Source organism: Rhizobium sp. BK176 (genome assembly GCF_024808055.1).
Genome location: NZ_JANUBV010000037.1, coordinates 1 through 26132, shown reverse-complemented (window position 1 = coordinate 26132; position 26132 = coordinate 1). Strand labels below are relative to the sequence as shown.

The 26132-nt window shown below is 57.5% G+C and carries 23 protein-coding genes and 7 pseudogenes; 18 read left to right on the top strand and 12 right to left on the bottom strand.

Annotation, left to right across the window (positions count from 1 at the left end):
* Positions 1 to 61: 61 nt before the first annotated feature.
* Positions 62 to 994, top strand: a complete 933-nt coding sequence (locus FHT76_RS39100) for a VOC family protein (protein WP_183865055.1) — start codon at positions 62 to 64, stop codon at positions 992 to 994.
* Positions 995 to 1053: 59 nt separating this feature from the next.
* Here FHT76_RS39100 and FHT76_RS39095 read toward each other — a convergent pair whose 3' ends face one another.
* Positions 1054 to 1614, bottom strand: a complete 561-nt coding sequence (locus FHT76_RS39095; RefSeq protein ID WP_183865056.1) for a hypothetical protein — start codon at positions 1612 to 1614, stop codon at positions 1054 to 1056.
* 179 nt (positions 1615 to 1793) lie between these two features.
* Between FHT76_RS39095 and FHT76_RS39090 the strand changes: the two genes are divergently transcribed.
* The 6 genes from FHT76_RS39090 (at position 1794) to FHT76_RS39065 (ending at position 8328) form a co-directional block, all read left to right on the top strand.
* Positions 1794 to 2705, top strand: coding sequence for an AraC family transcriptional regulator (locus FHT76_RS39090; RefSeq protein WP_259186736.1), 912 nt, complete (start codon positions 1794 to 1796; stop codon positions 2703 to 2705).
* A gap of 386 nt (positions 2706 to 3091) precedes the next feature.
* Positions 3092 to 3781 (top strand): hydrolase, encoded by a 690-nt coding sequence (locus FHT76_RS39085; RefSeq protein WP_183759109.1) that lies wholly within the window; start codon positions 3092 to 3094, stop codon positions 3779 to 3781.
* A gap of 66 nt (positions 3782 to 3847) precedes the next feature.
* Positions 3848 to 4135 (top strand): XapX domain-containing protein, encoded by a 288-nt coding sequence (locus FHT76_RS39080; RefSeq protein WP_183865057.1) that lies wholly within the window; start codon positions 3848 to 3850, stop codon positions 4133 to 4135.
* Positions 4135 to 6117, top strand: a complete 1983-nt coding sequence (locus FHT76_RS39075; RefSeq protein WP_183865058.1) for an amidohydrolase — start codon at positions 4135 to 4137, stop codon at positions 6115 to 6117. Before FHT76_RS39080 ends, FHT76_RS39075 begins: the two co-directional genes overlap by 1 nt.
* A 172-nt stretch (positions 6118 to 6289) precedes the next feature.
* Positions 6290 to 6733: a DoxX family protein gene (locus FHT76_RS39070; RefSeq protein ID WP_183865059.1), complete on the top strand. Its 444-nt coding sequence runs from the start codon at positions 6290 to 6292 to the stop codon at positions 6731 to 6733.
* Complete coding sequence (locus FHT76_RS39065; protein WP_259131774.1) at positions 6730 to 8328, top strand: MFS transporter; 1599 nt, start codon at positions 6730 to 6732, stop codon at positions 8326 to 8328. Before FHT76_RS39070 ends, FHT76_RS39065 begins: the two co-directional genes overlap by 4 nt.
* Positions 8329 to 8666: 338 nt before the next feature.
* Here FHT76_RS39065 and FHT76_RS39060 read toward each other — a convergent pair.
* A pseudogene (locus FHT76_RS39060) lies at positions 8667 to 8943 on the bottom strand (IS30 family transposase); the annotation flags it as partial.
* A gap of 423 nt (positions 8944 to 9366) precedes the next feature.
* Here FHT76_RS39060 and FHT76_RS39055 point away from each other — a divergent pair.
* From FHT76_RS39055 to FHT76_RS39045, 3 genes and pseudogenes are all read left to right on the top strand, one after another.
* A pseudogene (locus FHT76_RS39055) lies at positions 9367 to 10126 on the top strand (alpha/beta fold hydrolase).
* Positions 10127 to 10230: 104 nt separating this feature from the next.
* Positions 10231 to 10620, top strand: a complete 390-nt coding sequence (locus FHT76_RS39050) for a DUF305 domain-containing protein (RefSeq protein ID WP_183865061.1) — start codon at positions 10231 to 10233, stop codon at positions 10618 to 10620.
* Positions 10621 to 10694: 74 nt separating this feature from the next.
* Entirely contained in the window at positions 10695 to 12137 is a 1443-nt protein-coding gene (locus FHT76_RS39045) for a YncE family protein (protein WP_183865062.1), read from the top strand.
* Positions 12138 to 12392: 255 nt separating this feature from the next.
* Here the strand turns inward: FHT76_RS39045 and FHT76_RS39040 are convergent, their stop codons facing one another.
* From FHT76_RS39040 to folE, 5 genes are all read right to left on the bottom strand, one after another.
* Positions 12393 to 13241, bottom strand: a complete 849-nt coding sequence (locus tag FHT76_RS39040; RefSeq protein ID WP_210296817.1) for an FAD-binding domain-containing protein — start codon at positions 13239 to 13241, stop codon at positions 12393 to 12395.
* Positions 13242 to 13644: 403 nt separating this feature from the next.
* A complete protein-coding gene (locus FHT76_RS39035) occupies positions 13645 to 13827 on the bottom strand; it encodes a DUF2256 domain-containing protein (RefSeq protein WP_210296826.1) in 183 nt (60 codons plus the stop codon).
* Between the two features lie 45 nt (positions 13828 to 13872).
* Positions 13873 to 15420: a cryptochrome/photolyase family protein gene (locus tag FHT76_RS39030; protein WP_183865064.1), complete on the bottom strand. Its 1548-nt coding sequence runs from the start codon at positions 15418 to 15420 to the stop codon at positions 13873 to 13875.
* A gap of 33 nt (positions 15421 to 15453) precedes the next feature.
* A complete protein-coding gene (locus FHT76_RS39025; protein ID WP_310503311.1) occupies positions 15454 to 16224 on the bottom strand; it encodes a C factor in 771 nt (256 codons plus the stop codon).
* Positions 16225 to 16833, bottom strand: coding sequence for a GTP cyclohydrolase I FolE (gene folE / locus FHT76_RS39020; protein WP_183759101.1), 609 nt, complete (start codon positions 16831 to 16833; stop codon positions 16225 to 16227). It abuts the gene before it with no gap.
* Between the two features lie 140 nt (positions 16834 to 16973).
* On the opposite strand from folE, the pseudogene FHT76_RS39015 reads away from it, so the two are divergent.
* Positions 16974 to 17582: pseudogene (locus tag FHT76_RS39015) on the top strand (Urease operon accessory protein).
* A gap of 59 nt (positions 17583 to 17641) precedes the next feature.
* A complete protein-coding gene (locus FHT76_RS41580; protein WP_405049538.1) occupies positions 17642 to 17833 on the top strand; it encodes an NAD(P)-binding protein in 192 nt (63 codons plus the stop codon).
* Between the two features lie 574 nt (positions 17834 to 18407).
* Here the strand turns inward: FHT76_RS41580 and FHT76_RS39010 are convergent.
* A pseudogene (locus tag FHT76_RS39010) lies at positions 18408 to 18581 on the bottom strand (hypothetical protein); the annotation flags it as partial.
* Between the two features lie 162 nt (positions 18582 to 18743).
* On the opposite strand from FHT76_RS39010, the gene FHT76_RS39005 reads away from it, so the two are divergent.
* The 5 genes and pseudogenes from FHT76_RS39005 to FHT76_RS38985 all read left to right on the top strand — a co-directional run bounded on the left by FHT76_RS39005 (position 18744) and on the right by FHT76_RS38985 (position 21704).
* Entirely contained in the window at positions 18744 to 19109 is a 366-nt protein-coding gene (locus tag FHT76_RS39005; protein WP_183865071.1) for a DUF2147 domain-containing protein, read from the top strand.
* A 28-nt stretch (positions 19110 to 19137) separates the two neighbouring features.
* Positions 19138 to 19556, top strand: a pseudogene (locus FHT76_RS39000) (DUF2177 family protein).
* A gap of 213 nt (positions 19557 to 19769) precedes the next feature.
* Positions 19770 to 20345, top strand: a complete 576-nt coding sequence (locus tag FHT76_RS38995) for a sigma-70 family RNA polymerase sigma factor (protein ID WP_246712847.1) — start codon at positions 19770 to 19772, stop codon at positions 20343 to 20345.
* Positions 20342 to 20995, top strand: coding sequence for a ChrR family anti-sigma-E factor (locus tag FHT76_RS38990; protein WP_183865066.1), 654 nt, complete (start codon positions 20342 to 20344; stop codon positions 20993 to 20995). The genes FHT76_RS38995 and FHT76_RS38990 overlap by 4 nt, the downstream gene beginning before the upstream one ends.
* A 151-nt stretch (positions 20996 to 21146) precedes the next feature.
* Entirely contained in the window at positions 21147 to 21704 is a 558-nt protein-coding gene (locus FHT76_RS38985) for a fasciclin domain-containing protein (RefSeq protein WP_183865067.1), read from the top strand.
* 43 nt (positions 21705 to 21747) lie between these two features.
* Here the strand turns inward: FHT76_RS38985 and FHT76_RS38980 are convergent, their stop codons facing one another.
* Together FHT76_RS38980 and FHT76_RS38975 are read right to left on the bottom strand one after the other, a co-directional pair.
* Positions 21748 to 21948, bottom strand: coding sequence for a hypothetical protein (locus FHT76_RS38980; RefSeq protein ID WP_259186733.1), 201 nt, complete (start codon positions 21946 to 21948; stop codon positions 21748 to 21750).
* A 181-nt stretch (positions 21949 to 22129) separates the two neighbouring features.
* Complete coding sequence (locus tag FHT76_RS38975; RefSeq protein ID WP_259186732.1) at positions 22130 to 22702, bottom strand: response regulator transcription factor; 573 nt, start codon at positions 22700 to 22702, stop codon at positions 22130 to 22132.
* 267 nt (positions 22703 to 22969) lie between these two features.
* Here FHT76_RS38975 and FHT76_RS38970 point away from each other — a divergent pair.
* Positions 22970 to 23296, top strand: a pseudogene (locus tag FHT76_RS38970) (VOC family protein); the annotation flags it as partial.
* 174 nt (positions 23297 to 23470) lie between these two features.
* On the opposite strand, the pseudogene FHT76_RS38965 reads toward FHT76_RS38970, so the two are convergent.
* Positions 23471 to 24226: pseudogene (locus FHT76_RS38965) on the bottom strand (ISNCY family transposase); the annotation flags it as partial.
* A 359-nt stretch (positions 24227 to 24585) separates the two neighbouring features.
* Complete coding sequence (locus FHT76_RS38960) at positions 24586 to 25959, bottom strand: ISNCY family transposase (RefSeq protein ID WP_183759097.1); 1374 nt, start codon at positions 25957 to 25959, stop codon at positions 24586 to 24588.
* Positions 25960 to 26132: the final 173 nt, after the last annotated feature.

Here is a 26132-nt window from a genome sequence, read left to right as displayed (position 1 = left end):
GATCAACGGGTGTACATTCATATCAACACTTGAACACCAGCGCTGATTGAAAGGCACAGACATGATCCAGGACATCAGGGGACTTCACCACGTGACTTCGATGGCATCGGACGCGCGGCAGAACAATCGCTTCTTCACCGACACGCTGGGCCTGCGGCGCGTCAAGCAGACTGTCAACTTCGACGATCCGAGCGTCTACCACCTGTACTACGGTGACGAGAATGGTTCCGCAGGCACGGTGATGACCTACTTCCCATTCCCGAACATGATGCTTGGTCGTGCGGGCGTGGGTGAGGTCGGTGAGACGCAGTTCTCGGTTCCAAAGGGCTCGCTGAAGTTCTGGCAGGATCGCTTCGCGGCTCAAGGTGTCGACGGTCTGGAAACGGATACTGTCTTCGGTGCCAACCGTCTTCGCTTCATGGGCCCGGATGGCGACGGTCTTGCGCTAATCGAGACCGCCGACGACAACCGCTCGCCATGGCGGGCGGGTGGAATTCCCGACGATGCGGCCATCCGCGGTTTCGCCGGCGCTCGCTTCAGCCTGCACGATACGGCTGCGACGGAAGAGCTGCTCGGCTTCATGGGGTACCAGCGCGCCGAAAAGGACGGCGACGTGACTCGCTTCATCATTCCAAACGGAAACGGAGCGGACACGATTGATCTTGCATCCCTGCCGAAAACGCCCTTTGCGCGTCAGGGGGCGGGATCAGTTCACCACATTGCGTTTGCCGTCGACAACCGCGAGAAGCAGCTCGATGTGCGCAAAGCGCTGATGGACACGGGCTATCAAGTCACACCCGTCATCGACCGCGACTACTTCTGGGCCATCTACTTCCGCACGCCGGGCGGTATCCTGTTCGAGGTCGCCACCAACGAGCCTGGGTTCAACCGTGACGAGGACACCGCGCATCTCGGAGAAGTTCTCAAGCTCCCGAGCCGATACGAGGACTACCGGGATCAGATCCAGGCCAACCTCGTGCCGCTGGCAGCCTGACGCGCTCTTTCGTGCCATGAGGACCTCGAGCGCCGCCAACCACTGTGATTGCGGCGCGTTCAGTGCGTCCTGCTCGAACGGCCATAGCAATGGGCGATGTGGGCGTTCAGGGCAAGTGCGATATGTGCGACGAGCGACTGGTCCACCTCATACTCGCCAATCAGGGGAAGTAGTGCCGCGCCGATGTCCCGCACGGTCGGATCGTCGATGCCACGACAGACAGTCAGATCGTCGACAGGGGAGTCACCCGTCTGCTCCGCAAGCTCGGCCAGATGCTTGCGTGGGAGATGGATCACGAGTGCTTCGAAATGTCCGCGGACGGCGATCGCAGCGCCATTTTCCAGGTTGACGAGACAGATGGATCCTTCGGGATAGATCCTAAGCGGAGATGGCGGTCGGTCCTGCCAGATGTCCGAATGCTCGACATCGGTTAGATAGAGCACGATGAGAAACGCCTCGTCGGCCGGGATTACGACTGCAGGATCATGCTCGGCGTAGTCGCGAACGACGTGGGCCATCGTCATCTCGGTATCGCGGAAAGGTCTCGTCACGAGAGTGCGAGCATTGCCTGCCTGGAACCATTCGCCTATCTTGTCGGCGACCGCCGATGCTTCACTCACAATGAACTCGTATGAAAAGGGCCTGAAAGTCGGATGGATGTTCCGGGCCGCTGGTTAGCAATTTTCCGTTCAATCCACCGTTGTGGCGCGCCCGGTCACATTAGGATAGAGAAGTACCTCGATCTTTCCGGGAGGTGATGGGGAAAGAAACAGCTTAGGCGAACTGGAAGGTAGCGTGTTTGCTGAGGAAATCCACCACTCCCTTGGAAAATCCCGGCAACGAATCGACCGACAGCTTCGGCTGCCCGTTCGACAAGCTCTACAGGAACCAAACAATTCGCGGCGCGGGTCTCACCGTCTTGCGCAAGGGGTCACGTGACGCCTTCCTGCAGCAGGTCTCCACGCCCGCCAGCGACCGTGGATTTGCCGTCGGTGTCTCGACGCTTCCAGGCCATACCCGCCGCATTTTCCATGAGCACCACGCGACAACGCATGTCTTCGACCACGACTCTGTCTACATCCGCAGCCTGGGAGAGGACTACAAGGCCGATCTCGCAGCTCCCTTCGATTTCCTTCTCCTCGAGATTTCTCCCGACTCGCTTGCCCTGATCGCCGATGAAGCCGATCTCCCGACAGTATCGGCGCTGAACACTATCACTGCCCATCCGGATCCCGTTCTCGCCAACCTGGCACGCGCTCTGATACCTGCGCTCGAAAACCCGGAAAAGGCCAGCAGGCTGTTTGTCGATCAACTGACGGCAGCCATTGGAACACACGTCATCCAGCAATACGGCGAGCGTGCCGTCTCAAGCGGATCGAGATCGCGCAAACTCTCCCGCGCCCAGGAGAATGTCGCCAAGGCGCTCATCCTCGACAATCTTCACGGCAACGTCTCGATCGCGGAGCTCGCGGAAGCTTGCAGTCTTTCCCGCGGTTACTTCATCCACGCATTCCGCGAAACGACGGGCGTGACACCCTATCAATGGCTGCTGCGCGAGAGGATTACCCGGGCACGGACGCTGTTGCTTGAGACGGACGCCTCTCTCTCCGAAGTGGCGATTTCCTGCGGCTTCTCGGATCAGAGCCACTTTACTCGCGTGTTCGCGAATGTCGTTGGCACGACGCCCGGTATCTGGCGGCGAACCGCGTGACGCGCATGGAAGCGCTTGGCGCACGCCAAGATTTGCCTGTCTTTTGTTCTACGCATCTGACTATCTGACAAGACCTTCCTCCAATGTCGCGCGAAAATCCGTTGCATCGGGTGAGCGGCGGGCGCTTCCCGTGACCAAACGGGGAAGTGGACCTAGTGGGAATTGTTGCGAAATCCGTAATTCATTCACAATCAATATTGCAATTCCGTGCGGTTATCCGATGCGTTAGGTTTCTGTTCAGCAGCCAATGACAACGAGTGAGCGGAGCCACACCGATCCGCAAACACTTCAAGGATTGCAGAACGAGCGCCGTGCGCTCCGATCGACGCTGCTGCCCATTTCTGACACCGCAACAGGCGGTACAGCAACCGAAGAGGAATTGACCCATGTCGAAGCTCGAAGTCCTGACCCCCGCGAACACCCAGCTCATCTTCATCGACCAGCAGCCGCAGATGGCGTTCGGCGTCCAGTCGATTGATCGCCAGGTACTGAAGAACAATGTCGTCGGCCTCGCCAAGGCCGCCAAGATTTTCAACGTCCCCACCACGATCACCACGGTCGAGACGCAATCCTTCTCGGGCAACACCTTTCCGGAACTACTTGCCGTCTACCCGGAGAACGACATTCTCGAGCGCACCTCGATGAACTCCTGGGACGACCAGAACGTCCGTGACGCGCTGGCGAAGAACGCCGCCGAGGGCCGCAAGAAGATCGTCGTCTCCGGTCTGTGGACGGAAGTGTGCAACACAACCTTCGCACTCTCGGCCCTGCATGATGTTCCAGATTATGAGATCTACATGGTCGCGGATGCTTCCGGCGGCACGTCCTCCGACGCGCACAAATACGCGATGGACCGGATGGTTCAGGCAGGCGTGATCCCGGTCACTTGGCAGCAGGTCCTGCTCGAGTGGCAGCGCGACTGGGCTCGCAGGGAAACCTACGATGCTGTCACCACCCTCGTGAAGGAGCATTCCGGCGCATACGGCATGGGCATCGACTACGCCTACACGATGGTTCACGGCGCAGAGGAACGTGTCAAGCACGGCAAGCGCATCGGCCCGAACCCCGCCAAGTAAGGGCCTGATCAGGCCGCTCCGATAACCCCGTCGGAGCGGCCTTTCTCTAACCGTGGAGGGCATCCCGTGAAAATCTATCTTCTTTCTCTCGGTGCAGGTGTGCTTGTGGGCATCGTCTACAGCCTCCTGAACGTCCGTTCGCCGGCTCCGCCTGTCATTGCCTTGGTCGGACTTCTCGGCATTCTGGTCGGCGAGCAGATCCTCCCGCTCGCGAAGTCGCTTTGGACAAAGGAGCCAGCAGCCGTTTCATGGCTCCATCAGATCAAGCCGCACGTGTTCGGCCACCTGCCTAAGGGCGGCGATCTTATCGACCTCGCCCATCAGGCGGAGGCGAAAGCGGAGGAGCGGAGCTGATGACGACGCGTCGATCCTTTCTTGGAGGCGCGTCGAGCCTGGCGTTCTCGAACCTCTTCTCCCCCGCGAAAGCCGCCGATCCAAACCAGACCGGAGTAGACACCATGCATCCCGACCTGATCCTCCACAACGGTCGCGTGACGACCCTCGACCGGACCAATCCGAACGCCACGGCGATCGCCATCAAGGACGGCCTGTTTCTCGAAGTCGGATCCGACAGCGAGATTATGGCGCTGGCTGGTGCCAGCACGAAGATCGTCGACCTCAGGGGCAAGCGCGTCCTGCCGGGTCTGATCGACAACCACACCCACGTCGTGCGCGGCGGCCTGAACTACAACATGGAACTGCGCTGGGATGGCGTTCGATCGCTCGCCGATGCGATGGACATGCTGAAGCGCCAGGTGGCGATCACGCCCGCGCCGCAATGGGTTCGCGTCGTCGGGGGGTTCACTGAACATCAGTTCGCCGAAAAGCGCCTGCCGACGATAGAGGAGATCAATGCGATCGCTCCCGATACCCCCGTCTTCCTGTTGCATCTCTACGACCGGGCACTCCTGAATGGCGCGGCCCTGCGCGCCGTCGGCTACACCCGCGATACGGCGAACCCACCCGGCGGCGAAATCACGCGCGATGCCAACGGAAACCCGACGGGCATGCTGCTCGCGAAGCCGAATGCGGGCATTCTGTACTCGACGCTCGCCAAGGGGCCGAAGCTTCCTCTGGACTACCAGGTCAACTCGACCCGTCACTTCATGCGCGAACTGAACCGCCTCGGCGTGACAGGCGTGATCGATGCGGGCGGGGGCTTCCAGAACTATCCGGACGACTACGCGGTCATCCAGAAGCTCTCCGATGAGAACCAGATGACGGTGCGTCTGGCCTACAACCTCTTCACCCAGAAGCCCAAGGAAGAGAAACAGGACTTCCTGAACTGGACGCGGTCGGTCAAATACAAGCAGGGCAACGACTACTTCCGTCACAACGGTGCCGGTGAGATGCTGGTCTTCTCGGCTGCCGACTTCGAGGATTTCCGCCAGCCCCGTCCAGAGATGGCTCCGGAAATGGAAGGCGAGCTGGAAGAGGTCGTCCACGTACTGGCGGAAAACCGCTGGCCCTGGCGTCTCCACGCCACCTATGACGAGACCATCTCCCGCGCCCTCGATGTGTTCGAGAAGGTCAACAGGGACATTCCGCTCGAAGGACTGAACTGGTTCTTCGACCATGCCGAAACCATCTCGGATCGCTCGATCGACCGCATCGCCGCACTCGGCGGCGGCATCGCCACTCAGCACCGCATGGCCTATCAGGGCGAATATTTCGTTGAGCGCTACGGCCATGGAGTGGCGGAAGCCACGCCGCCGATTAAGCGCATGCTCGACAAGGGTGTGAATGTCTCGGCAGGGACGGATGCCACCCGCGTCGCTTCGTACAATCCGTGGGTCTCGCTCTCCTGGATGGTGACCGGCAAGACAGTCGGCGGAATGCAGCTCTACCCGCGTGCAAACTGCCTCGATCGCGAGACCGCGCTGCGCATGTGGACCGAAAAGGTCACATGGTTCTCGAACGAAGAAGGTAAGAAGGGCCGTATCGAGAAGGGCCAGTTTGCCGACCTCGTGGTGCCGAACAAGGACTTCTTCTCCTGCTCCGAGGACGAGATTTCGTTCCTCACCTCGGAACTGACCATGGTCGGCGGCAAGATCGTCTATGGCGCGGGCGACTTTAAGACGCTCGACGAGAACGACATCCCGCCAGCGATGCCCGACTGGTCTCCCGTACGCAAGTTCGGCGGTTACGCGGCGTGGGGCGAACCTGAAGGCGCAGGCGCTCGCTCATTGCGCCGCACGGCGATCTCCACATGCGGATGTGCCAGCAATTGCGGCGTGCATGGCCATGACCATGTTGGAGCTTGGACATCCAAGCTTCCGATCGCCGACCTCAAGGGATTCTTCGGCGCGCTCGGCTGCTCCTGCTGGGCGGTCTAAACTCAGCTTTGCGCTCGGGCGGCCACGCCGCCGCCCGAGCGACCCATCGGATAATTTCAAAAACAGCAATTAAATCGAAACGATTGCTGCAATTGTTGGTAAGATGTTAACCAGCCAATATCGCTCCATCAAACGCAGCCGCTCGAACAGATCGGCGAACGCAGGAGCAGATATGACCCACCAATCCCCTATGTCGAATCCAGTCCGGAGCAGTCTGGCACGCATCGTCGCCTCTCCGGTCACGCGAACCGTGTCGCTGCTTGCGCTCTGCGCCGCCTACATCCAGGGTCCGCTCACCAAGATCTTCGATTTCAACGGCGCACTGGCCGAAATGGACCACTTCGGTCTCCACCCAGCCGCCTTCTTCGCAGTCGCCGTCATCGTGTTCGAACTGGCGGCTTCAGCCATGGTGGTCTCGGGCGTTCTGCGTTGGGCAGGCGCCCTGGCGCTGGCTGGCTTCACACTTCTCGCGACCTTCATCGCCCTCCGCTTCTGGGAAATGGCTCCCGGCATGGACCGTATGATGGCGACCAACGCGTTCTTTGAACATGTTGGCCTCGCTGGCGCATTCCTCTTCGTCGCCGCATTCGACCTCACAAAGGGAGCAGGCAAATGAGCGCGGCAAAAGCATCCGGCGGAACCTTCGCGCCACTCGCACAGCCTGTATTTGCGGTTCTCTGGATCGCCACCGTCCTTGGCAATACCGGAAGCTTCATGCGCGACGTCGCAAGCTCCTGGCTGATGACGGATCTTTCGGCATCGCCGGCCGCGGTCGCCATGGTCCAGGCGGCCGGAACCCTGCCGATCTTCCTGCTTGCCATTCCTGCGGGCGTTCTCACCGACATCCTCGATCGCCGCAAGTTCCTGATCGCCGTCCAGCTCCTGCTGGCATCCGTCAGCATCTCGCTCATGATCCTGTCCCAGACGGGCATGCTGTCGGTCAGCGCGCTGATCGGTCTGACCTTCCTCGGCGGGATCGGTGCGGCGCTCATGGGTCCGACCTGGCAGGCCATCGTTCCGGAACTGGTGAAGCGCGAGGATGTCAAGAGCGCCGTGGCGCTGAACTCGCTTGGCATCAACATTGCCCGCTCCATCGGGCCTGCCGCGGGCGGCCTGCTTCTCGCAGCCTTTGGAGCGGGGATCACCTACGGCGCCGATGTCGCAAGCTACGCCGTGGTGATCGCAGCTCTGGTCTGGTGGCCACGGGCGAAGAATGCAAACGACGCGCTGCAGGAGAACTTCTTCGGTGCCTTCCGGGCCGGGCTTCGCTACACCCGCTCGAGCAAACCGCTCCACGTCGTCCTCCTGCGCGCCTCGATCTTCTTCGCCTTCGCCAGCGCCGTGTGGGCGCTCCTTCCGCTCGTGGCCCGGCAGTTGCTGGGTGGTGATGCCAGCTTCTACGGCATCCTGCTCGGTGCAGTCGGTGCAGGCGCGATTGGTGGCGCTTTGGTCATGCCGAAGCTGCGCGAACGCCTGAGTTCCGACGGCCTGCTTCTCGGTGCCGCGCTGATCACCGCTGCGGTTATGGGTGTCCTGTCACTCGCCCCGCCGAAGATCGTTGCCATCATCGTTCTTCTGTTCCTCGGTGCGGCATGGATCACTGCTCTGACAACGCTCAACGGCGCGGCCCAGGCTGTTCTTCCGAACTGGGTGCGTGGTCGCGGCCTCGCCGTCTACCTCACCGTCTTCAATGGTGCGATGACTGCCGGGAGCCTTGGTTGGGGCGCGGTCGGCGAGGCTGTCGGCATCCAATCGACCCTGCTCATCGGAGCCGCCGGACTGCTTGTGGCCGGGTTCATCATGCACCGCGTGAAGCTTCCTGCAGGCGATGCCGACATGGTGCCGTCCAATCACTGGCCTGAGCCGCTTGTTGCGGAACCCGTTGCCCATGACCGTGGTCCGGTTCTGATCCTGATCGAGTACAAGGTCGAGAAGCAGCACCGCAGCGCATTCCTGCACGCCATCGATCATCTTTCCAACGAACGCCGCCGCGATGGTGCCTATGGCTGGGGTGTCACCGAGGACTCGGCTGACCCGGAAAAGATCGTCGAATGGTTCATGGTGGAATCCTGGGCTGAACATCTTCGCCAGCACAAGCGGGTCTCCAACGCCGACGCCGACCTGCAGGGCAAGGTGCTGGCCTACCATGTCGGTCCCGAGAAACCTGTTGTCCGTCACTTCCTGACGATCAATCGGCCTGGTGCCGCATGATGAAGACTTGGGCAGGGCGGCGGCTTCGGCCGCCCAGCCCATTATGCCGCCACGCGCAATGAACTCGAAACAATTGATGAAATTGTTGAAGCTGGCATCTGGCGTCAAAGCTGGAGCGACGTCGCGGCACCTAACAGAAATACAGGTCAAGAAATGAAGTTTCCCTCCCTTCCTACCCTTCGGGTGATAACATTCCCCTTCGGCTTCTCACTGGCAATTGTTCTTTTACCGCTCGATACTCGCTAGCACTTGCACGGCGCAGTTGGGGATCAAAGCCGCACGATGCTTTCGGAAATCAACCTGCAAGGTGACGTCGCCGACGCATGCGACGAGGCTGCGCCCCTCCAACAACAGGCGCCCGGCGATCTGCTCCGGAGACCAGCGTGCCTCCAACTGGCTGATGATCTCCGTGCGTAAATTCGGGTGCCGCCGCAGCTTTCTCAGCCGGTGTCCCCGGTCCTTAGAGATATCGTGAGCTACCGTGCTGTAGTAGCCGTCGTAGTCCGGCAGTTCACGATGGCGAAACGTGTTGCGCTTGATCTCGGGGTAAATCGTCGAACGATGGCGGCCAAGCTGACGGGCCATTTCGTTGACAGGCACTTTTGCCACCACCAGCTGATGTAGGCGTCGTTGGTCGGCGAGAGCAAGCTGCGTATAGGGGCCAGAATGGCGAAAATACTGAAGCTGGCGACAGCGTGAAGGCGTCTATCAGCGAGAGACAAGCGACTGGCAACGTCGCCGATCTGTGGCAGATTTTCTGTATATGGCCGGTGCGCTCTGCATTTGATGGGGTTGTCGAAGACGGCCTCAACGGCTTAGTCGGTTCTTTGGTGCGCAACGCCACCATTGAGACGGATATTCCGGAAAGCCCTCTGGAGATTCACAAGGAACTGGTTACGGCCTTTTGTTCGAAATACGCTTCGCGACACAAGGTCCGCAATCGGCCTCGGCCGGTTGCACCGCTGTTCACTTCCCACAATGTAGATGATCCATTTGATACAGCGTGCGTACAAATGTCTGATCATAAGGAGGAAGGATATGGTAATCAAGGCACTTATCACACTCGCAGCTATCGCTATTGTTGGGGTGAACATCGCTCACTCACAAGAAAAACCGACAGTGGTCCTAGTACACGGTGCCTTCGCGGATTCGTCAAGCTGGAGTAAGGTGATCGCGAAGCTGGAGCAAGATGGATATCCAGTTGCTGCTGCATCTAATCCGCTGAGGAGTGTCACAGGTGACGGTGCGTACGTTCGCAAGATCGTCGACTCTTTGCCGGGAGACGTCATTCTTGTCGGACATTCTTACGGGGGTTCTGTCATCAATGAAGTAGCTGCGGGCAATGCAAAGGTGAGGTCTCTTGTCTTTGTCGCTGCTTTCGCACCAGATATAGGCGCGACTGCTCTTCGTTAACTAATCGATTTCCTGGTAGCACGTTTTTGCCGCCCACTCTAGCCGCGCCTATCAAACTCGATGGTAAGACAAGCGATTTTTACATCAAGCAAGACGCTCAACAGTTTGCTGCCGATGTGCCAAAAGCCGGCGCTGCCGTTATGGCGCAGCGCAACGGCCTGTGACAGACGTCGCTGTGTCAGAGGCATCTACAGTTGCGAGCTGGAAAAATATTCCTTCCAGGTTCGTTTACGGAGACGCCGACAAGAACATTCCGGCCGAAGCGCATGCTTGGATGGCGAAGAGGGCCGGATCCAAAGAGGCCGTAGTCATAAAGGGCGGTTCGCATGTGATTATGATATCGCACCCAGACACGGTCGTAGAGATCATCGAAAAGTCCGAATAGCCGAACCGATTATTTCTAACCGGCGAGGGCGGGAAGTTCACACAAAAAGCGATTAGGCTTCCTCGCTGGGACAATGGCGGCCTCACCGCAAAGGGAATCTCGATATGTCAAATTCAAAAGTATTCCTAGCAGCTACCGTGGTGTGGACATCGTGGTCTTTTGCAGGTGAGCACCACCATAAAAGGGAGCCCACTACTCAGGACTCAGTGGCGATCAACGGTTGGCTCGATGAAACGAATGCTGCGATGGAAAAGATGAGGGCGCAGATGGCCGTGCGTCATACGGGCGATGTGGATCGTGACTTCGTCGCAATGATGGCACCACATCATCAAGGCGCAATAGATATGGCTTTAGTGTATCTGCGGTTCGGGAAGAATGAACCGCTGAGGCGGTTAGCTCAAGAAATCATAGTTACTCAGGGACAAGAGATTGTCTCGATGAAGAGGGCGGTTGGAGACGTGCCGCCACCGGCTCCCCCGCTCGGAGCGAGGTGATTGAGTACGTTTCGCCATGAGCATTTTACCAGCTTGTGTGCAACTTTGGAAGCGACAGGGAGGTTTTTATGTGCATGAAGTCAACCATCATCGTATTCGCCGCGCTTACTCCAATTTGCTCTTGGGCCGGGCAAGTCCCATTTGCAGCTTCCGACCCTGACATTGCGGTCAGCAGTCGTGATCGGGCTTACGCTGCTGAACAATTTTCTAACACGGTATCGGTAGTTGACCCTTCTGCTAACAAGCTTCTTGGAGTGATCAAGCTGGGCGATCCGCAGCCCGGTAATCTTAGTCCGCTTTATAAAGGCCAAGTCCTGGTCCACGGGATGGGTTTCTCGCCTGATAAGAAGACCTTGGCCGTTGTCTCTATTGGCTCGAACTCCGTATCGTTCATCGACACCGCTACCAACGCGGTGAAGCACACAACTTACGTCGGTCGGTCTCCACATGAGGCATTCTTCACGCCTAACGGCGAAGAAGTCTGGGTGACCGTTCGAGGCGAGGATTATGTGTCCGTTATCGACGTCGCGAGTTTTAAAGAAAGGACACGCATCAAGGTGCCGCCGGGTCCCGGGATGCAGATATTCTCGCCGGACGGCAAGTACGGCTACATCTGTTCGTCTTTCAATCCCGAGACCGTTATAGTGACCGTTGCCAATTATCAAATCGTGGGACGCGTCAAGCAGGCAAGTCCGTTCTGCCCAAACATAGCTGCATCGCCAGATGGAAAGCAGGTCTGGTTTACTTTGAAGGATATTGGAAAGACCCAGGTGTTCAACGCGCAGCCACCTTTCAATTTGATCGAGACAATTGATACGGGGCCCATTACCAATCATGTCAACATTGTCGTGAATAAAAATGGCACATTCGCCTATGTCACGGTTGGAGGTGCCAACGAGGTGAAAGTATACCGCACTGACAATTTTGAGCTGGTAGCAACCATTCCGGTTGGCTTCCTACCCCACGGCATCTGGCCGTCTGGTGACGGAAGTCGCGTCTACGTTGGTCTGGAAAACGCAGATCAGTTCGCTGTGATAGACACCGCTGACAACAAGGTCATCGCGAACATCCCAATAGGACAAGCGCCTCAGGCTGTAATATACGTGCCGAACGCAGTCCCAGTCGGAAATGGGACGCAGAATCTGACAGCCCTTGGCAAAGCCGGCGAGGCTGCGCATCTAGAGCTTGTCTCAGTCGACGTAGGAAATAAAGCCAAAACAAGCGTCAGCCTTTTTGACCAGGGCCTTACTCAAGTCCTGCAGGCATCCGTGACCGGGCTTGACCCAAAGACACCCTACATTCTGGCGCTTTCTTCGGACCCTAACGGCGGAGGAACATTGCAGGCCTTAGCATCTTTTACGACAAATCCCGCAGGCGCGGCTATCGTCAATGCTGTTGGGCCCATCCGTCAGATCGTGGAACCTGACCTTGAGGACGAGAAACGCTTCCTGGTGATTGCGGCCTCAATTGATGGCCGCGCCGGACGCGTCCTGCAAGTCCAAGTGTCTGCCAAGTAGACAATTGAGGGTGTTCGACTCGATCGCCTTTCCTTTACCTAGCGTTGGATCAGCGCCGTTAGAAAAGCACAACTCTTATCGGGAATCGTCTAATGATGAGGATCATTCGTGCGTCCGCCGCTGGACTCGGTGCCCCACCGCCCGTGGTCGGCTCCCCATATTCACCTGAACACCCCACGATTAGGCGCTTGGCGTACGTAATCGTGAGCTTGTTGATCGCAATGATGGCAAACCTTGGCAATAGCATTCTACTGATCAAAAGTGGAGTGCGCTGTTTGAGGGCATGGAACCCTTTGCGCAAAAGGGCCATGCCTTTTGGTCCCAGCTTCGCAAGTGTTCTGCCAACAGCATTCCGCGGCCGGCAGCCGTTTGCCCCAGCATATCGAGCCTTCGAGCTGTTGGACCGATAGGCGAAAAGCCTGTAATCACCTGACCGCAACCCAGCGCTTTTGCAGTTCGAAACCCGTCCTCTTCCGGTGACCCCAGAACAGCGGCCTGCGGCCACGTGTTTGCTGCCCGTCTCAGCGCATCGTTCAGCGCCATACGATCCCGTTCATGTTCAGCTGTTAAAACCGCAATCGCCTTGATCGCAATTTCATGCATTTCAGGCAGTGTTTCGAGCGAGTGATCCTCGATGGTTATCAGCACCATGGCCGCTTGCGCTTTATCCGAGCGCGTAAAATCTCGAACCGGAGGGGGTGGTGGCACGATGATGCCGTCAGCTGGAATGACTGCCTTCCGCGCGATACCCTCGGGAGATAACCGGCCGTTGGTCATAGCGCGGATGCGGTCAGCATCGGCAAGATGGGCCTTGCCTTTCGTGTGCAGTCCCGCGACCCAGCGCCAGGACAAGGTGATGGACGCCGGGTTAACATCGACAAGATGGCTGAACATGAAGGCGGCGCCCAGCTCCCAGGGTAGACCAAGCGTAAACGTCCAGATCAAGGCGAATTGCATCCTCGCCCAGTTGTGAAGATAACCGATGTCTCTCAGTTCCACGACCCAGGCATCGAAGCAGTCAATTCCGCTGAGGCCCTCGCAGGCGGCGTCATGCATCTGGCACATACCATAATCATGATCGAGCGTGCGCTCTGTCCAGCTCATTCATGTAGCCCGTCCACACCGCCGGCCGCTGCTCCGGCCAGCCCTTCCAGTATGTCCGCCAGAAAATCTCACTGATGAATTTTTCAGCTTGGACGATCCCGTGCCGCGCCACGACTGCCGCGATCACCTCGGCTTCACAGACGACCCGACGCCGCAGTGCTGCCAACAGCCGCGAAACATGCACATGCTGCCCGGTGCCCCGATCGAAGTTCCGCAATCGAGCGTATTGCGAGCCCGCTGCAGGCAGGAATTCCTCCAGCCGTTGCAGCGCGTGATCGCGGCTTACGAAACTCTGTTTGCTCAGGTGGCGTTTCTTTCAAGGTTAGCATGTTTGTCTCAGATTTCGAACTAGAGCTGTTACGCTGCCGGGCGGGGCGCGGTTCAACCCTCAGGTGATTTGCGGCTAACACTCGCTTACCCCGGTACAGGAAGACAAACTCCTCAAATTTTGGCCGCGTTTCGAACGCCGGCAGCGATCCGAACAGAACTTCACATCGCCCCAGTTCTTTGCCCACTTTCGTCGCCAAGCGAAAGGCAACCCACAGGCGTAACAGATTTTTCTCCGCAGATCGGATTTTTTGACCATCTTCGTCACGTGGTGCCAGCCCTTCCTTTGCGCTTTCGGGAGAAATTAAACACGCTCTCGATTATCCAGCTTTTTTAGAAAAGCTGCAGCGCTCTGGCGGTAGGTGTGCCTTTTGTCCTCATCCATTCGCCGCCATGTGGACAAGACCTGTGAGAGGCGATGGTTCTTAGACAATCCCGCCGCATTACGATCCATGAAGTCCCAATAGAGCGAGTTGAAAGGACAGGCATCATCGCCGATCTTTTTGGCGACCTTGTATCGGCAGCCATTGCAGTAATCAGACATCCGGGAAATGTAGGCACCACTGGCCGCATATGGCTTGGACGCCATGAAGCCGCCATCGGCGAATTGGCTCATGCCGATGACGTTGGGTAACTCAACCCATTCGAAGGCGTCCGCATAAACCGAGAGATACCATTGATGCACTTCAAACGGATTGAGCCCCGCGAGCATCGAGAAATTGCCGACCACCATCAGGCGCTGGATATGATGGGCGTAGGCGTGGGTGATCGTCTTTGTGATCACATCCGAAACACAGGCCATGTCGGTATCGCCGGTCCAAAAAAACTCGGGAAGCGGTCTGTGCGCCTCGAAGACGTTGCTCTTTTCGTATCCCGGCATCTTCAACCAGTAGATACCACGGATAAACTCGCGCCATCCGATGATTTGCCGAATAAAACCTTCCACGGCGTTGAGTGGAGCGTCGCCCTCGATGTAGGCTCGTTCCGCCTGACGGCAAAGATTCAAAGGATCGAGCAGACCGATATTGATGTAAAACGATAAGAGCGCGTGATTGAGAAAGGGATCCTCACTCAGCATCGCATCCTGTGACTCACCGAAATTCGGCAGGAACTCTTTCATAAAAGTCCGCGCCGCCCCTTCGGCGTCGGCGCGCGTTACCGCAAATGAAAAATTTGCGGTCGACCCCATATTTTTCGGAAATGTCCGTTCGACAAGCCCAAGCACCTCCGTGGTCGTCTTATCGGGACGGTAGAGTGGATGCCGCGGCCGAAGAAGATCGGGCTTCGCCGGCTTGCGGTTTTCAGCGTCGAAGTTCCATCGGCCGCCTTCCGGGTCGGTTCCGCTCATTAGGAGTCGGGTCCGGCGCCGCATATCCCGGTAGAAATATTCCATCGTCAGGGATCGGCGGTCCCGTGCCCAATCTTGAAATTCGGCTTTCGAACAGAGGTAACGGCCATCTGTTCGTATTTCGACCGAGACACCGATGGTTTCGTGCCATTTTCCCATTTCCTCAAGGACTCGCCACTCGGAGCCCTCGGTGATGACAATACGTCGCGGTCGTAAAGTCTCAACAGCTCGTTTGAGTTCACCGGTGAAGGAACCGGAATTGTCGGGATCGTCGAGCTTTGTGTAACGGACATAGAAGCCTCGATCCTGGAGTTCTGCTGCGAAGTGGCGCATCGCAGAGAAAATCAGCGCGATTTTCAGTTTATGGTGATGGACATATGAGGCCTCCTCCATGACCTCGCACATAACGATGACGTCGTGCTTCGGGTCAGCATCATCGAAGCTGGACAGCGAGAGCGATAGCTGATCGCCAAGTACAAAGATCAGGTTGCGAGCACGTTTCAACGAAGCCTCTTGCAAGGTCTAATCAGGTTCTGGTCACCAGCGAAGCATTTGCGATGTCTGATGCCAAACGATTGAGCTCAAGTAATATGCGAAGAAGCCGCCGGTATTTGCGGGCTCTAGCGCGTCAAGCGCCTGAAGAACGGATCGCGCGGCGTCGTCTTGCTCCGACCTTTCGTGACCGGAGGAAAATCCATCCGACAGGGATGTGGCAACACTGCCTGGATGCATTGCAACGACCACCGATGCGGGATTTGCCCTGGACACTTCTATCGCGGCAGTGTGGACGATCTGGTTCAGCGCGGCCTTGGAGGATCGATAAGAAATCCAGCCGCCGAGCTGATTGTCGCCATCGACCCGACGCGCGCCGACAGGAATGCGAAGATCACCCGTTTCTTCCTGGCGAGCAACGGAACGAAGTACTTCAGTAACAATGCCGGTCCAATGGCATTGACGGCAAACTGGTTCATCATGGCGGTTTTGCGAAATCTGTCCGATCGACTTCTCCGGCTCGGCATCATCTATGGTGAGAGCTCCCGTCGCGCACACAATCAAATCGAACGACGTTGATTGAAACCGATCGGCTGCGCGATGGACGGATTCTTCGTCAGTGATGTCAAGCTGACCATCACGGCGCAAAACCTGAACCGTGTTTGAACAATTGGGATCGGCTTCCAAGCAATTGGCGATCGCATGGCCGATGCCGCCACTGGACCCGAGGGCCGAGTATCCGGGGTCTAACGATGTCACCAGCTTCCCCGCCATTGAACGTACTCCCTGCAAATCGGATGGTTCCAGCTCGGACAATCAGCCGCACACCAGCATCATGAAGCGCGACTGATCCTGCGCAGAGCCTTCAAACTGGCCCATGAATGTCGTAGTTATGGTTTTGGCACCCTGCTTTTGAATGCCGCGCATCGCCATGCACATGTGCTCCGCTTCAATCATGACGGCCACGCCTTTTGGTCGAAGGCTCTCGTCGAGGGCTTTTGCAATCTGCGACGTCATTGTTTCCTGCGTCTGCAGCCGACGGGCATAAAGGTCCACGACTCGTGCCATTTTTGAAAGTCCAAGGACGCCGCCATCAGGGAAATACGCGATATGGGCAACACCATGAAACGGCACCATGTGATGCTCGCAATGCGAATGGAATGTGATGTCCTTGACGACCACCATGTCGCCGTAACCGGCGACATCGGAAAAGATCCTCGCCAAAACGTCTTCCGGCGCTGTGTCATAGCCGGCGAAAAGTTCCCGATAAGCTTTGGCGACACGCGCCGGGGTATCGAGGAGACCTTCACGGGACGGGTCGTCGCCAGACCAGCGGATCAAGGTCCGCACGGCGGCCTCGGCTTCCTCCTGAGTTGGTATTTCCGCGGCCGCTAGAAAGTCGGTATCGTTGGCGGTTGCGTCCATTAGAAATGTCCTTCGTTATGACAACCCAGATGGTACGACGCCACCCATCGGTCGGATCAAATTTCCAGCGCATTAGGTTCCAATTTTTTGATCTGTTTCGCGATTGCCTCGTAAGCATGCAGTTACCGTGGAGCAGAGAGATGGCGCGAACAATCGTGATAGTTGGCAACGGTTCATTTTCGCGCGGTGAAGCGCGTGCAATTGACGGCAGTGATCTTGTCGTTCGCTTCAATGGCTGTCGCTCGGTCGGCGAGGGCGGCCGTCGAACGGATATCGTCGCGGTCTGCAATACTGGCCGTCCTGCTGCCGCAATGATTGGAAATGGGGAGTGGCGCAACAGCCCGGCCGAGAAAAGTGCTGCGGAGATCTGGTGTGTTCGCGAGACTTCAAGGTTTGCCGAACTCATGCCGGTCTTCGCGATACAATATCCCGAGCTCAACGATTTTTGTGACGATTATACTGAGAGCTTTGCAAGCTTCGCCACTAACACCGGCAAAAGCTTTGCGGTGATTCCACGCCGATATCATGATCTCCTGGATTTGGAGCTGCGAGGGCTCATGCCGGGCGCGTACATTGTGCCGAGCTCTGGGTTAATCACTATAGCCTAAGTGATCGGCGAGGTTGCAGCGTCTGGCGATCAGGTTTTACTCGCTGGCTTCTCGCATCAGGGATGGGATGGGCATCCGTTCGACGCCGAGCGCGGCTTCGTCGATCGGCTGATCGCGCAAGGGCAATTGCGAAGGCTGTGAAGCCTGACGTCTGCGGAGCGAACCGGCAGCAAATACGGTGACGCGAGGCAGCAGCAGAAATGGGAGGCGTAACTCGAATGGCGGAACGGCTGCGAGTTGGGGTTATAGGGGCGGGTATTGCGGGGCTGACTATTGTTAGGTCACTGCAGAAAATTGCAGACGTGATCGTCTTCGAAAAAAGCAGAGGCGTCGGCGGTCGGATGGCGACACGCAGGATTGACGACGTCTCGTTCGATCACGGCGCACAATAGTTCACAGTACGGGATCAGGATTTTCGCAGGGAAATAGAGCAGGCTTGCGGGGTGGGTTTGGTCAAGCCTTGGACAGGCGATGTGGTGTCGTTGACCGCAGGTGGTCCGGCGCGACACGTGGTTCCAAGCACGACAAGGTATGTTGCCGTTCCCTCTATGACCGCCTTGACGAAAGCGATGGCGAAGGGCCTCGATATCCGTCTTGACTGCCGGGTGGCAGAGATCGGCGGAGAGCCTGGTCGCTGGCTTATACACTCCGGCGAACTTGTGGAGGGGCCGTTCGACTGGATCGTTGCGACTGCGCCGGCGCCACAAAGTGCGGCGCTCTTGCCCGCCAGCTTTTCCCACCATGAAACCTTGCGGGAGGTTGGCATGCACGCATGTTTCACGCTGATGATAAAGCGAAATTCTCACCCTCCCGAGCTCTTCGCCGCCGCTCGTGTATCGGATCCAGTTATTGGATGGATAGCCTAACAACCACTCAAAACCGGCTCGTCCAGAGCCCGCTTCTCTTGTTGTTAATTCCAATGGCGTTTGGGCCGATGTCAACGTCGATATGCCTCTTAATGCCGTTCGATGGGCCGGGCCTATAGGTTGAGTAGCCCGCGACGCAGCCGTAGGTCAGATACATGGGTCTTCTGGCGGCCTCCAGCCAGGTGCCGCGGTAATGGTCTGGTTCGACCTTCACGCCATCGGGTTCGGCCTGTGCGAGGCACGTTGCCGACGCAATGACAGCAAGCGCGAGCATGAACGGCCGTACGCTACTGAGATGATTTTTCATTGAGACCTCCCTGGATCGTTAATTTGCACTTCAGTTTCTGATGTCTCTTTATCGGCGCCAAAGCCCCGCGTATCGTAGCCCGATAAAGGTCATCAGGCTCGCGACAGCGAACGGAAGGAACAGAGCGAAATCGTTTGCCTGGGCAATTCCCGTTTTTCTTGTTGGAGCGGCATCCCTGCTGAAGCCTCCGATATAAACGGCAACTGGGCGCGCGCAGGCGGAAATGCGCGTGTGCGTATTGCGTCGTGCGGCGCTGATATCTGCGCGGTCAACACTTGGATAAAGCCCGGCACGCCGAAGGAGAAGGTAGGTGACAAACTGGTTATGTCCATCACGGAAGACAGCGAGGGCAGCTACCCGGGCACCGCTTTCGACCCGCAACGCGACCTGATCTACAAGCTTACAGTCAAAGTCGATGGCGATAGGATGACCACGAAAGGCTGTGTCATCGCCGGTTTGATCTGCAAGGGCGTGGAATGGACGCGCATAAACTGAGCTCGAAAAATCCATCTGGGAGCCCCGTATGAAAACTTACCTGACCGCCTACACCGCAACGCTGATCGCCTTCGTCGCAATCGATTTTGTCTGGCTGAGCACCATGGCCGACCGTCTCTATCGACCGACGTTGGGCGAGATGCTTGGGCCGCAGTTCCGATTGGCGCCGGCAGTGGCTTTCTACCTGGTCTACGCCGCTGGGCTGACCTCCTCGCTGTCAGGACAGGGTACATCTCAGGATCGATAGCGACAGCAATCATCTACGGCGCTGCCGTCGGTTTCATGGCTTATGCCACCTATGACCAGACCAACCAGTCCACCCTGAGAAACTGGTCGACTGGCTTGACGGTCGCCGACCTTATCTGGGGAACGGTCTTGTCGGCGGCAGCATCAGGCGTTGGGTTTTGGGTCACGCAGCGGATCTTTGGCACTGTGGCGCGCCTTTGATGCTCGCACGCGACGTCGGCGCCGGGGTTATCCAAGCCCAAGCAGATAGTTCGAGGCAAATTTCTGAATTCATTTTTTGATCCAGCAGCGCGCTGATGCGTAGGTTACGCCATGAATATACAGATGCCGCTTCGAACCGGAGTACTTCGAGCCACATGCGCCGACGCGAAAGTGTGGCCGACGTCGTCGGGCGGGGCGCGAAAGGTCGGTAAATTGGAGGAAGAAACCGTTAGCTTAGATGCAGAACGGATCAGGGTGTTGATGGCCGCGGTGGTAGATTCGCGCGATATCGGCGCGTTCGAACTCCTCTATAGGCACTTTTATCCGCGCGTGCGCTCTTACATGGTGAAAATGACGAGAGGAAACCGGATACTGGCAGAGGAGTTGGCGCAGGAGACGATGATGCGCGTCTGGCACAAGGCTGCGCTTTTCGACCCGTCTAGGGCGCAGGCGTCGACCTGGATATTCACGATCGCCAGAAATCAGATGATAGACTCTGTTCGCAGAGCTATAAAGCCTGATTTCGATCCAAACGATCCGGCGTTCGTCCCGGATGAGTTTGAGGCCGCTGACGTGCTAATCGAGCGTCAGCAAAGCGCTGCAGCGCTACGCCGCGCAATGACAAATTTGAAGGGGAGATATGCCGAAGTGCTGCGCATGTCGTTTTTCGAAGGGCTCACCCATTCGACGATCGCAGAAAAACTAAACCTCCCAATTGGAACGGTGAAATCAAGGATACGACTTGCATGCGAGAAACTTCGTACAGCGCTTCAGGACGAAGCCAAATGATAAAACATCATCTGGACGGCGACATGCTCCAGCAATATGCGGCCGGGACCCTGGCTGAAGGCTGGAGCGTTGCTGTGGCGACCCATCTTGCCTTGTGCCCGGCATGCAGATCGGAGCTGTCGACCTTCGAAAGCGTTGGGGGGTATTTTATCGACAGTGAATCCGCTGATGATGCCGATGTCTCGCAAAGCTGGCAAAGTCTAAAAGCAAAAATCGATGCAGGCCAGATCGACAAGGTTGTGCCAATCAAAAATCGTTTCGCTTCGGATCGGACATATCCGGAACCTTTGAGGACCTATATCGACGCAGCGGGCGGTCTAAGGTGGCGCCGGCTCGGGCGCGGCGCTGCCCAAATGATGATACCGACCGGCGACGAGACAACGACAGTGCGACTGCTCAAGATTGCTGCCGGTCAGCCGGTCCCGGAGCATTCTCACCGGGGCGTGGAATTGACGCTGGTGCTTGACGGGAGCTTCAGCGACGAGGTTTCGACATTTGCGCGAGGCGATGTCGAGATGGCCGACGACAGCTTGATGCATCAGCCTAAGGCTGATGCTGGCAAAGATTGTATATGTCTTGCCGTGACCGAGGCGCCGCTACGCTTCAAGAGCAGGTTTTTGCGGTTGATACAGCCAATCCTCGGGATTTGACGGTCAGTATCATCGATCCAACAATCGCAGACCTGCTCACAGCCTCTTGTGCAGATCACTTTGCACGATCTTTCTTCGTTTTTGAACCGGAGCGGCGGTTATTCGTAGAACCTCTACCGAGCCAAGAGGCCGGCATTGAGAGGAGAAGATTATGAAGAAATTTCTGGTAGTTTCGGCAGTCGCGTTGGCCAGCATGATGACAGGCTGCTTGGCTGCATATGCCGCCAACCCTAAGGTCGGTGGAGCGGCGATGTTCGAGGACAAGAACATCGTCGAAAACGCCGCGAATTCGAAGGATCACACGACGCTCGTCGCTGCCGTCAAGGCTGCGGGCCTGGTTTCCACACTTGAAGGGAAAGGGCCGCTTACCGTGTTCGCTCCGACCAACGAAGCCTTTGAGGCGCTTCCGAAAGGAACCGTCGAGACTCTACTCAAGCCCGAAAACAAAGAAAAGCTCACCAAAATTCTGACTTGCCACGTGGTTGCCGCTGATGCGCTGGCCAGCACCGTCGCCAAGATGATCAAGGATGATGGCGGCGAACATGACATCAAGACGGTCGGCGGCTGTGTTTTGAAGGCTAAAGAGAACATGGGCAAGATCACGCTCACTGACGAGGCAGGAGGAACGGCGACGGTGACGATAGCTGACGTCAAGCAGTCGAACGGCGTGATCCACGTGATCGATAAAGTTCTGCTTCCCAAGATGTGATTGGGCTGCCGGGCCGATACACTCGGCGCGGCACTTTATATGTTCACGTTTGACTGAAGTCAGCATCCACATCCGGCCGGTTCGAACGCCAACCGAGTTTAGTGCACAGGTCTTCACCAGCGGAGACGCCACTGCGTGCACTCTCGAAGGGTCCTTTCAGTATCGTAGTTACTCCGCGGAAGACAAGGATTACCGTCTTTGATACCGGATCGTAAAACACTGTCATGCCGTCTTCGTAGTCCATTGATAAATTCCTCCAATAAAGGGCCGGCGGAGGCCGGCCCTTGCGGATCCGATGCCGATCCGCGTCAGCTCCTGGGGTGTGGAGCCGGTTCCATCGCTTTAGGGCTCTGCATGGAACGGACTTATTACGGAGTGCTCGAACCGCGGATCAAAACAAAATCAACTGTGTTTATGTTGTATCATCAGCGCGGCTGGCCACGGGTCAACAGTCGCTGCAAAGTCCGCCGGTGCAATCTCAGCAACCTCGCTGTCATGGAAAGGTTGTACCCGTTTTCAGCCAATACCCTGTTGATATGTTCCCATCGAACCTGTTCGGCAGGCGTTAGACAAGGGCCGCCACTTTGCTCTTCAGGCTGGCTTAGTCCGAGTATCTCCAAAATCTCGTCTGCGTCGGCGGGCTTGCTCAAGAACTCGGTCGCACCGAGTTTCACCGCCGAAACAACAGCGCTGACGTGGCCATAGCCAGTAAGGACTAGCGACTTGATGTTGGGCGAAACTTCCCTACAAAGCTTCACGAGTTCAAGACCGTTCTCGTCGCCGATGCGTAGATCAGTTATAAGTATATCAAGGTGGCCGAGCCTGATAACAGAGCCCGCGTTCTCAATCGTCGTGCAGATTTCGACATTCAGACCGCGATCTTCTAGGGCCTTGCCAAGTCGATGCGCGAAAGCGTTGTCGTCGTCTACCAAGAGCACGTTCAAGCGTTCCGTAGACTCACCATCTACTACATCGGGCTGGTCGGGTGTTCCTTCCATTGCCTCCTCCTAGGGACCCCTTGGGACTGCAGCGAACAAAGCTAGCCCCTTATCTACGGTGATTTTCTTGTTCAGATCAGATCTATATGCCTTGCGGAACTTCGTCAGGTTGCTCGCGGTCTTGCAGACCGCTCGTGAAGCGCTTGGGTCGGAGGGATCGGCGACCGTCAGGACGAGTGTCCAGTGCTGCGGCGCCTTGGAGACGCGCGCCCTTCTACGACAAGGCGACAGATCGTAAATTCAAACGGCGCACTGGAGAGTATAAACATGGCACTCAAGCGGATGGACAATATAGGAATCGTCGTAGAGAATCTCGAAGCGACGATTGATTTCTTTCACGATCTTGGTCTCGAACTCGAGGGGCGGGCCACGGTCGAAGGAGAGTGGGCTGGACGTATCACCGGATTGGGCGATCAGCGTATCGAGATCGCTATGATGCGCACGCCGGATGGTCATAGCCGGCTGGAGCTTTCCCGCTTCTTAAACCCATCGGTCGTCGAAGATCACCGCAACGCCCCAGTGAATGGCTTCGGCTACCTGCGCTCTATGTTTGTCGTGGATGATATTGATGACACGTGTCGCTTGCTAGGTAAAAGTCGAATTAACTGCAACTGCGAAGACGCCATAGATCGGCATGTGTGGGTCATGATCTCTTCGATAGCGCCGCTGAAGCGCACTTCCGTTCGACGACATCATCGAGATCTGGAATGATTGCGCCGAGCACCCTGAAACGCCACGGCTCATGTCTTCGGGAGATAGGGCGGGCCGTCCCTTGGCCTGTGGGGTATTGGCGCAGATGATGTCGATGTTAAGCTCATAAAGGGCTCGGCCGAACTGCGTCAGGCCGCTCGTCCGGTCTTTCTCCGAAGCATGGACTGGGCGGAAGACACCGTGCTTGTCGCTGTAGAATGCCAGAGGCTTGCCCCACTGCTGCAAATAGGCCTTCGTCGCATGGAAGTAGTCGAAGGTGTTCTCCGATCCGGCAAACCGCAGATGCAAGAGCTTGCCGATGGCGTCATCGATGTAGACGAGCAGGGCGCATTTGGGACCGCGGTTCTCGAACCACCAGTGATGCGAGCCGTCGATCTGGACGAGTTCGCCGAGACAATCCCGCCGGCCACGCGGCTGAAAAACCCGCTTCTTGCGTTCGCGCCGCGAGATCCAGATGCTGGCCTCGGTCATCCATTGACGTAACGTCTCCTTGGCCACCGAGATGTGATGCAGTTCGATCAGCTTCTCGCGGGCCAGCGTCGGGCCGAAATCCAGATAGCGTTCGCGGATCAGATCCAGCGCCGCATTGCGAAACTCCTCGCTGTGGCGCCGATTGCTCGGTCGTGATCGCTTCTTCGAAACTAGGCCGGTCGCGCCGGAGCGGTCATAGGCCTGCAGCAGCCGGTGCACCTGACTTCGGCTGAGGCCGAGCAGCTCGGCGACCTGAACGACGCTCAGGCGCTGATCACGGATCTTCTGAATAACTTCGAGGCGATGCAATTCTTTCTGCGACATGGTGATCATAAAGGACATGACGACTCCGACCGCTCATGGTCTCGACCAGACTGGAGGTCGTCATCCTTGCTCCCAACGTTGGCATTGACCAGCACGTCGAGAGGCGAGACTGTCGCATCTCTAACTGGCCCAACTGTCGCATTACTAAATAGCCCCTACATCCATTGTGGCGGCCAGGTTGAAATGTCCGCCGATTTGCAAAGTAGAAATGTCACCTTGGGCGGGTCTTCAGCCATTTAGAAATGCGACACTCACCATGTCCACTTGCACTGAGGCAAGCCCCCGACCGGACCGGCTGGGCCAGGTTGCAAGGGAAGGGAGGGGGCGGGTGGGACACACCCCTTCGGCTTTAGCTTTGAGACGATCCAATCGACCCGTCACTCGGCAGCTTGCTGCCGCAACAGAGCCTTCTCACGTCGCGCAATCACCGCCGGATCGTTCATGTAATCCGTGCGCCTTCCGGGCTTGCGACCCCTCGGCTTATAGCCATTTTTGTCACTGTTGCTCTTCACGACCGGCTGTTCCTGCTGGTCCTGACGCTCCTTGATATAGGCTAGGAGTTCACCCAGCCGCTTGTTCTCGGTAATCGCCGCATGCGTCACCCGCTGATCCTTGTCGAACACCGAGTAGGGCAGGCAATAGCCTTTCCAACGCACATCCAGCCGACCGTCCGCATAGGCATAGGTCTCGACATAGCGACCGACCAAACCACGCGTCACCTCTGTCTCCTCCAGCATGATCCGCTTGCGCTCGAACGAGAACGTCAGCTGCGATCCGACATAGCGCTGCTCACGCTTGCAGAGGATCTCCGTCAACCGATCAGGCGCCAGATTCATCGGCCGGTGCAGGTCGTCTGGGCGGGCAGGGATGATCGCAAATCGCGTATTGTAGTCCTCCACGAAGTCCGGCAAGAACGCATTGCCTGCCTCCATGGTATCAATGCCAGAAAGCCGCAGCTCCTTGACCAGGCGGTCCTGCAGCGTCCGGTTCATCCGCTCGACACGGCCCTTGGCCTGACTCGAATTTGCGCAAAGAATCTCAATATTTAGCTCGCAAAGCGCACGCCCGAACTGGGTCATGCCCTGGCCACCCTTGGCATCCTTCTTCGCCACCCGGAACACCGAATGCTTGTCCGAGTAAAAGGCAATCGGTGCGCCGTGACGTTTGAGATAGAGCGCCAGTGCCTCGAAGTAGGTGAAGGCGCTTTCGGAACGCACAAAGCGCAGCTGCATCAACCTCCCGGTCGCATCGTCGACGAACACCAGCAGCGAGCACGGCGGTCCGCGATCCTCGAACCATCGATGCTCTGACCCGTCGATCTGCACCAGCTCGCCATAGGCTTCGCGTCGTAGCCGCGGCTGATGAAACGTTCGGCGCTGCTTGCGCGACAGCCACAGTCCGGCATCCGCCATCCAGCTTCGAAGTGTCTCGCGCGACACACGCAAGCCATCGCGTTCGGCGAGCTTCTCGGCTGCCAAGGTCGGCCCAAAATCCGCATAGCGTTCGCCAACCAGCGTCACCGCGTAATCGCGAACACCGTCGCTGATCCGGTTGTTCGATGGCCGACCGATCGCCTTGTGTCTGATCGATGCCGCGCCGCCAGTCCGCATCCGCTCCAGCAGCCGATGCACCTGACGCTCGCTCAGGTCAAGCACATGCGCCGCTGACACCAGGGTCATCCGGCCGGCGATCACCTTCGACAAAATCTCGATCCGCTGCAGATCACGCTCGCTCATCGCAATCAGTCCCATCCGCAATCTCCGCCGTCATCAAACCCGGGGAGAGAGTGACATTTCTACTTTGCAGAAACAGGACATTCTAACTTTGCGGTGTGAGTTCATGCTGAACCGCGACTTTTGTGGCTCATCAAGCTAGCCGGCATGTCTGATCTGCGCGAGCAGTTTCTTTCGGAAGACTTCGGCCG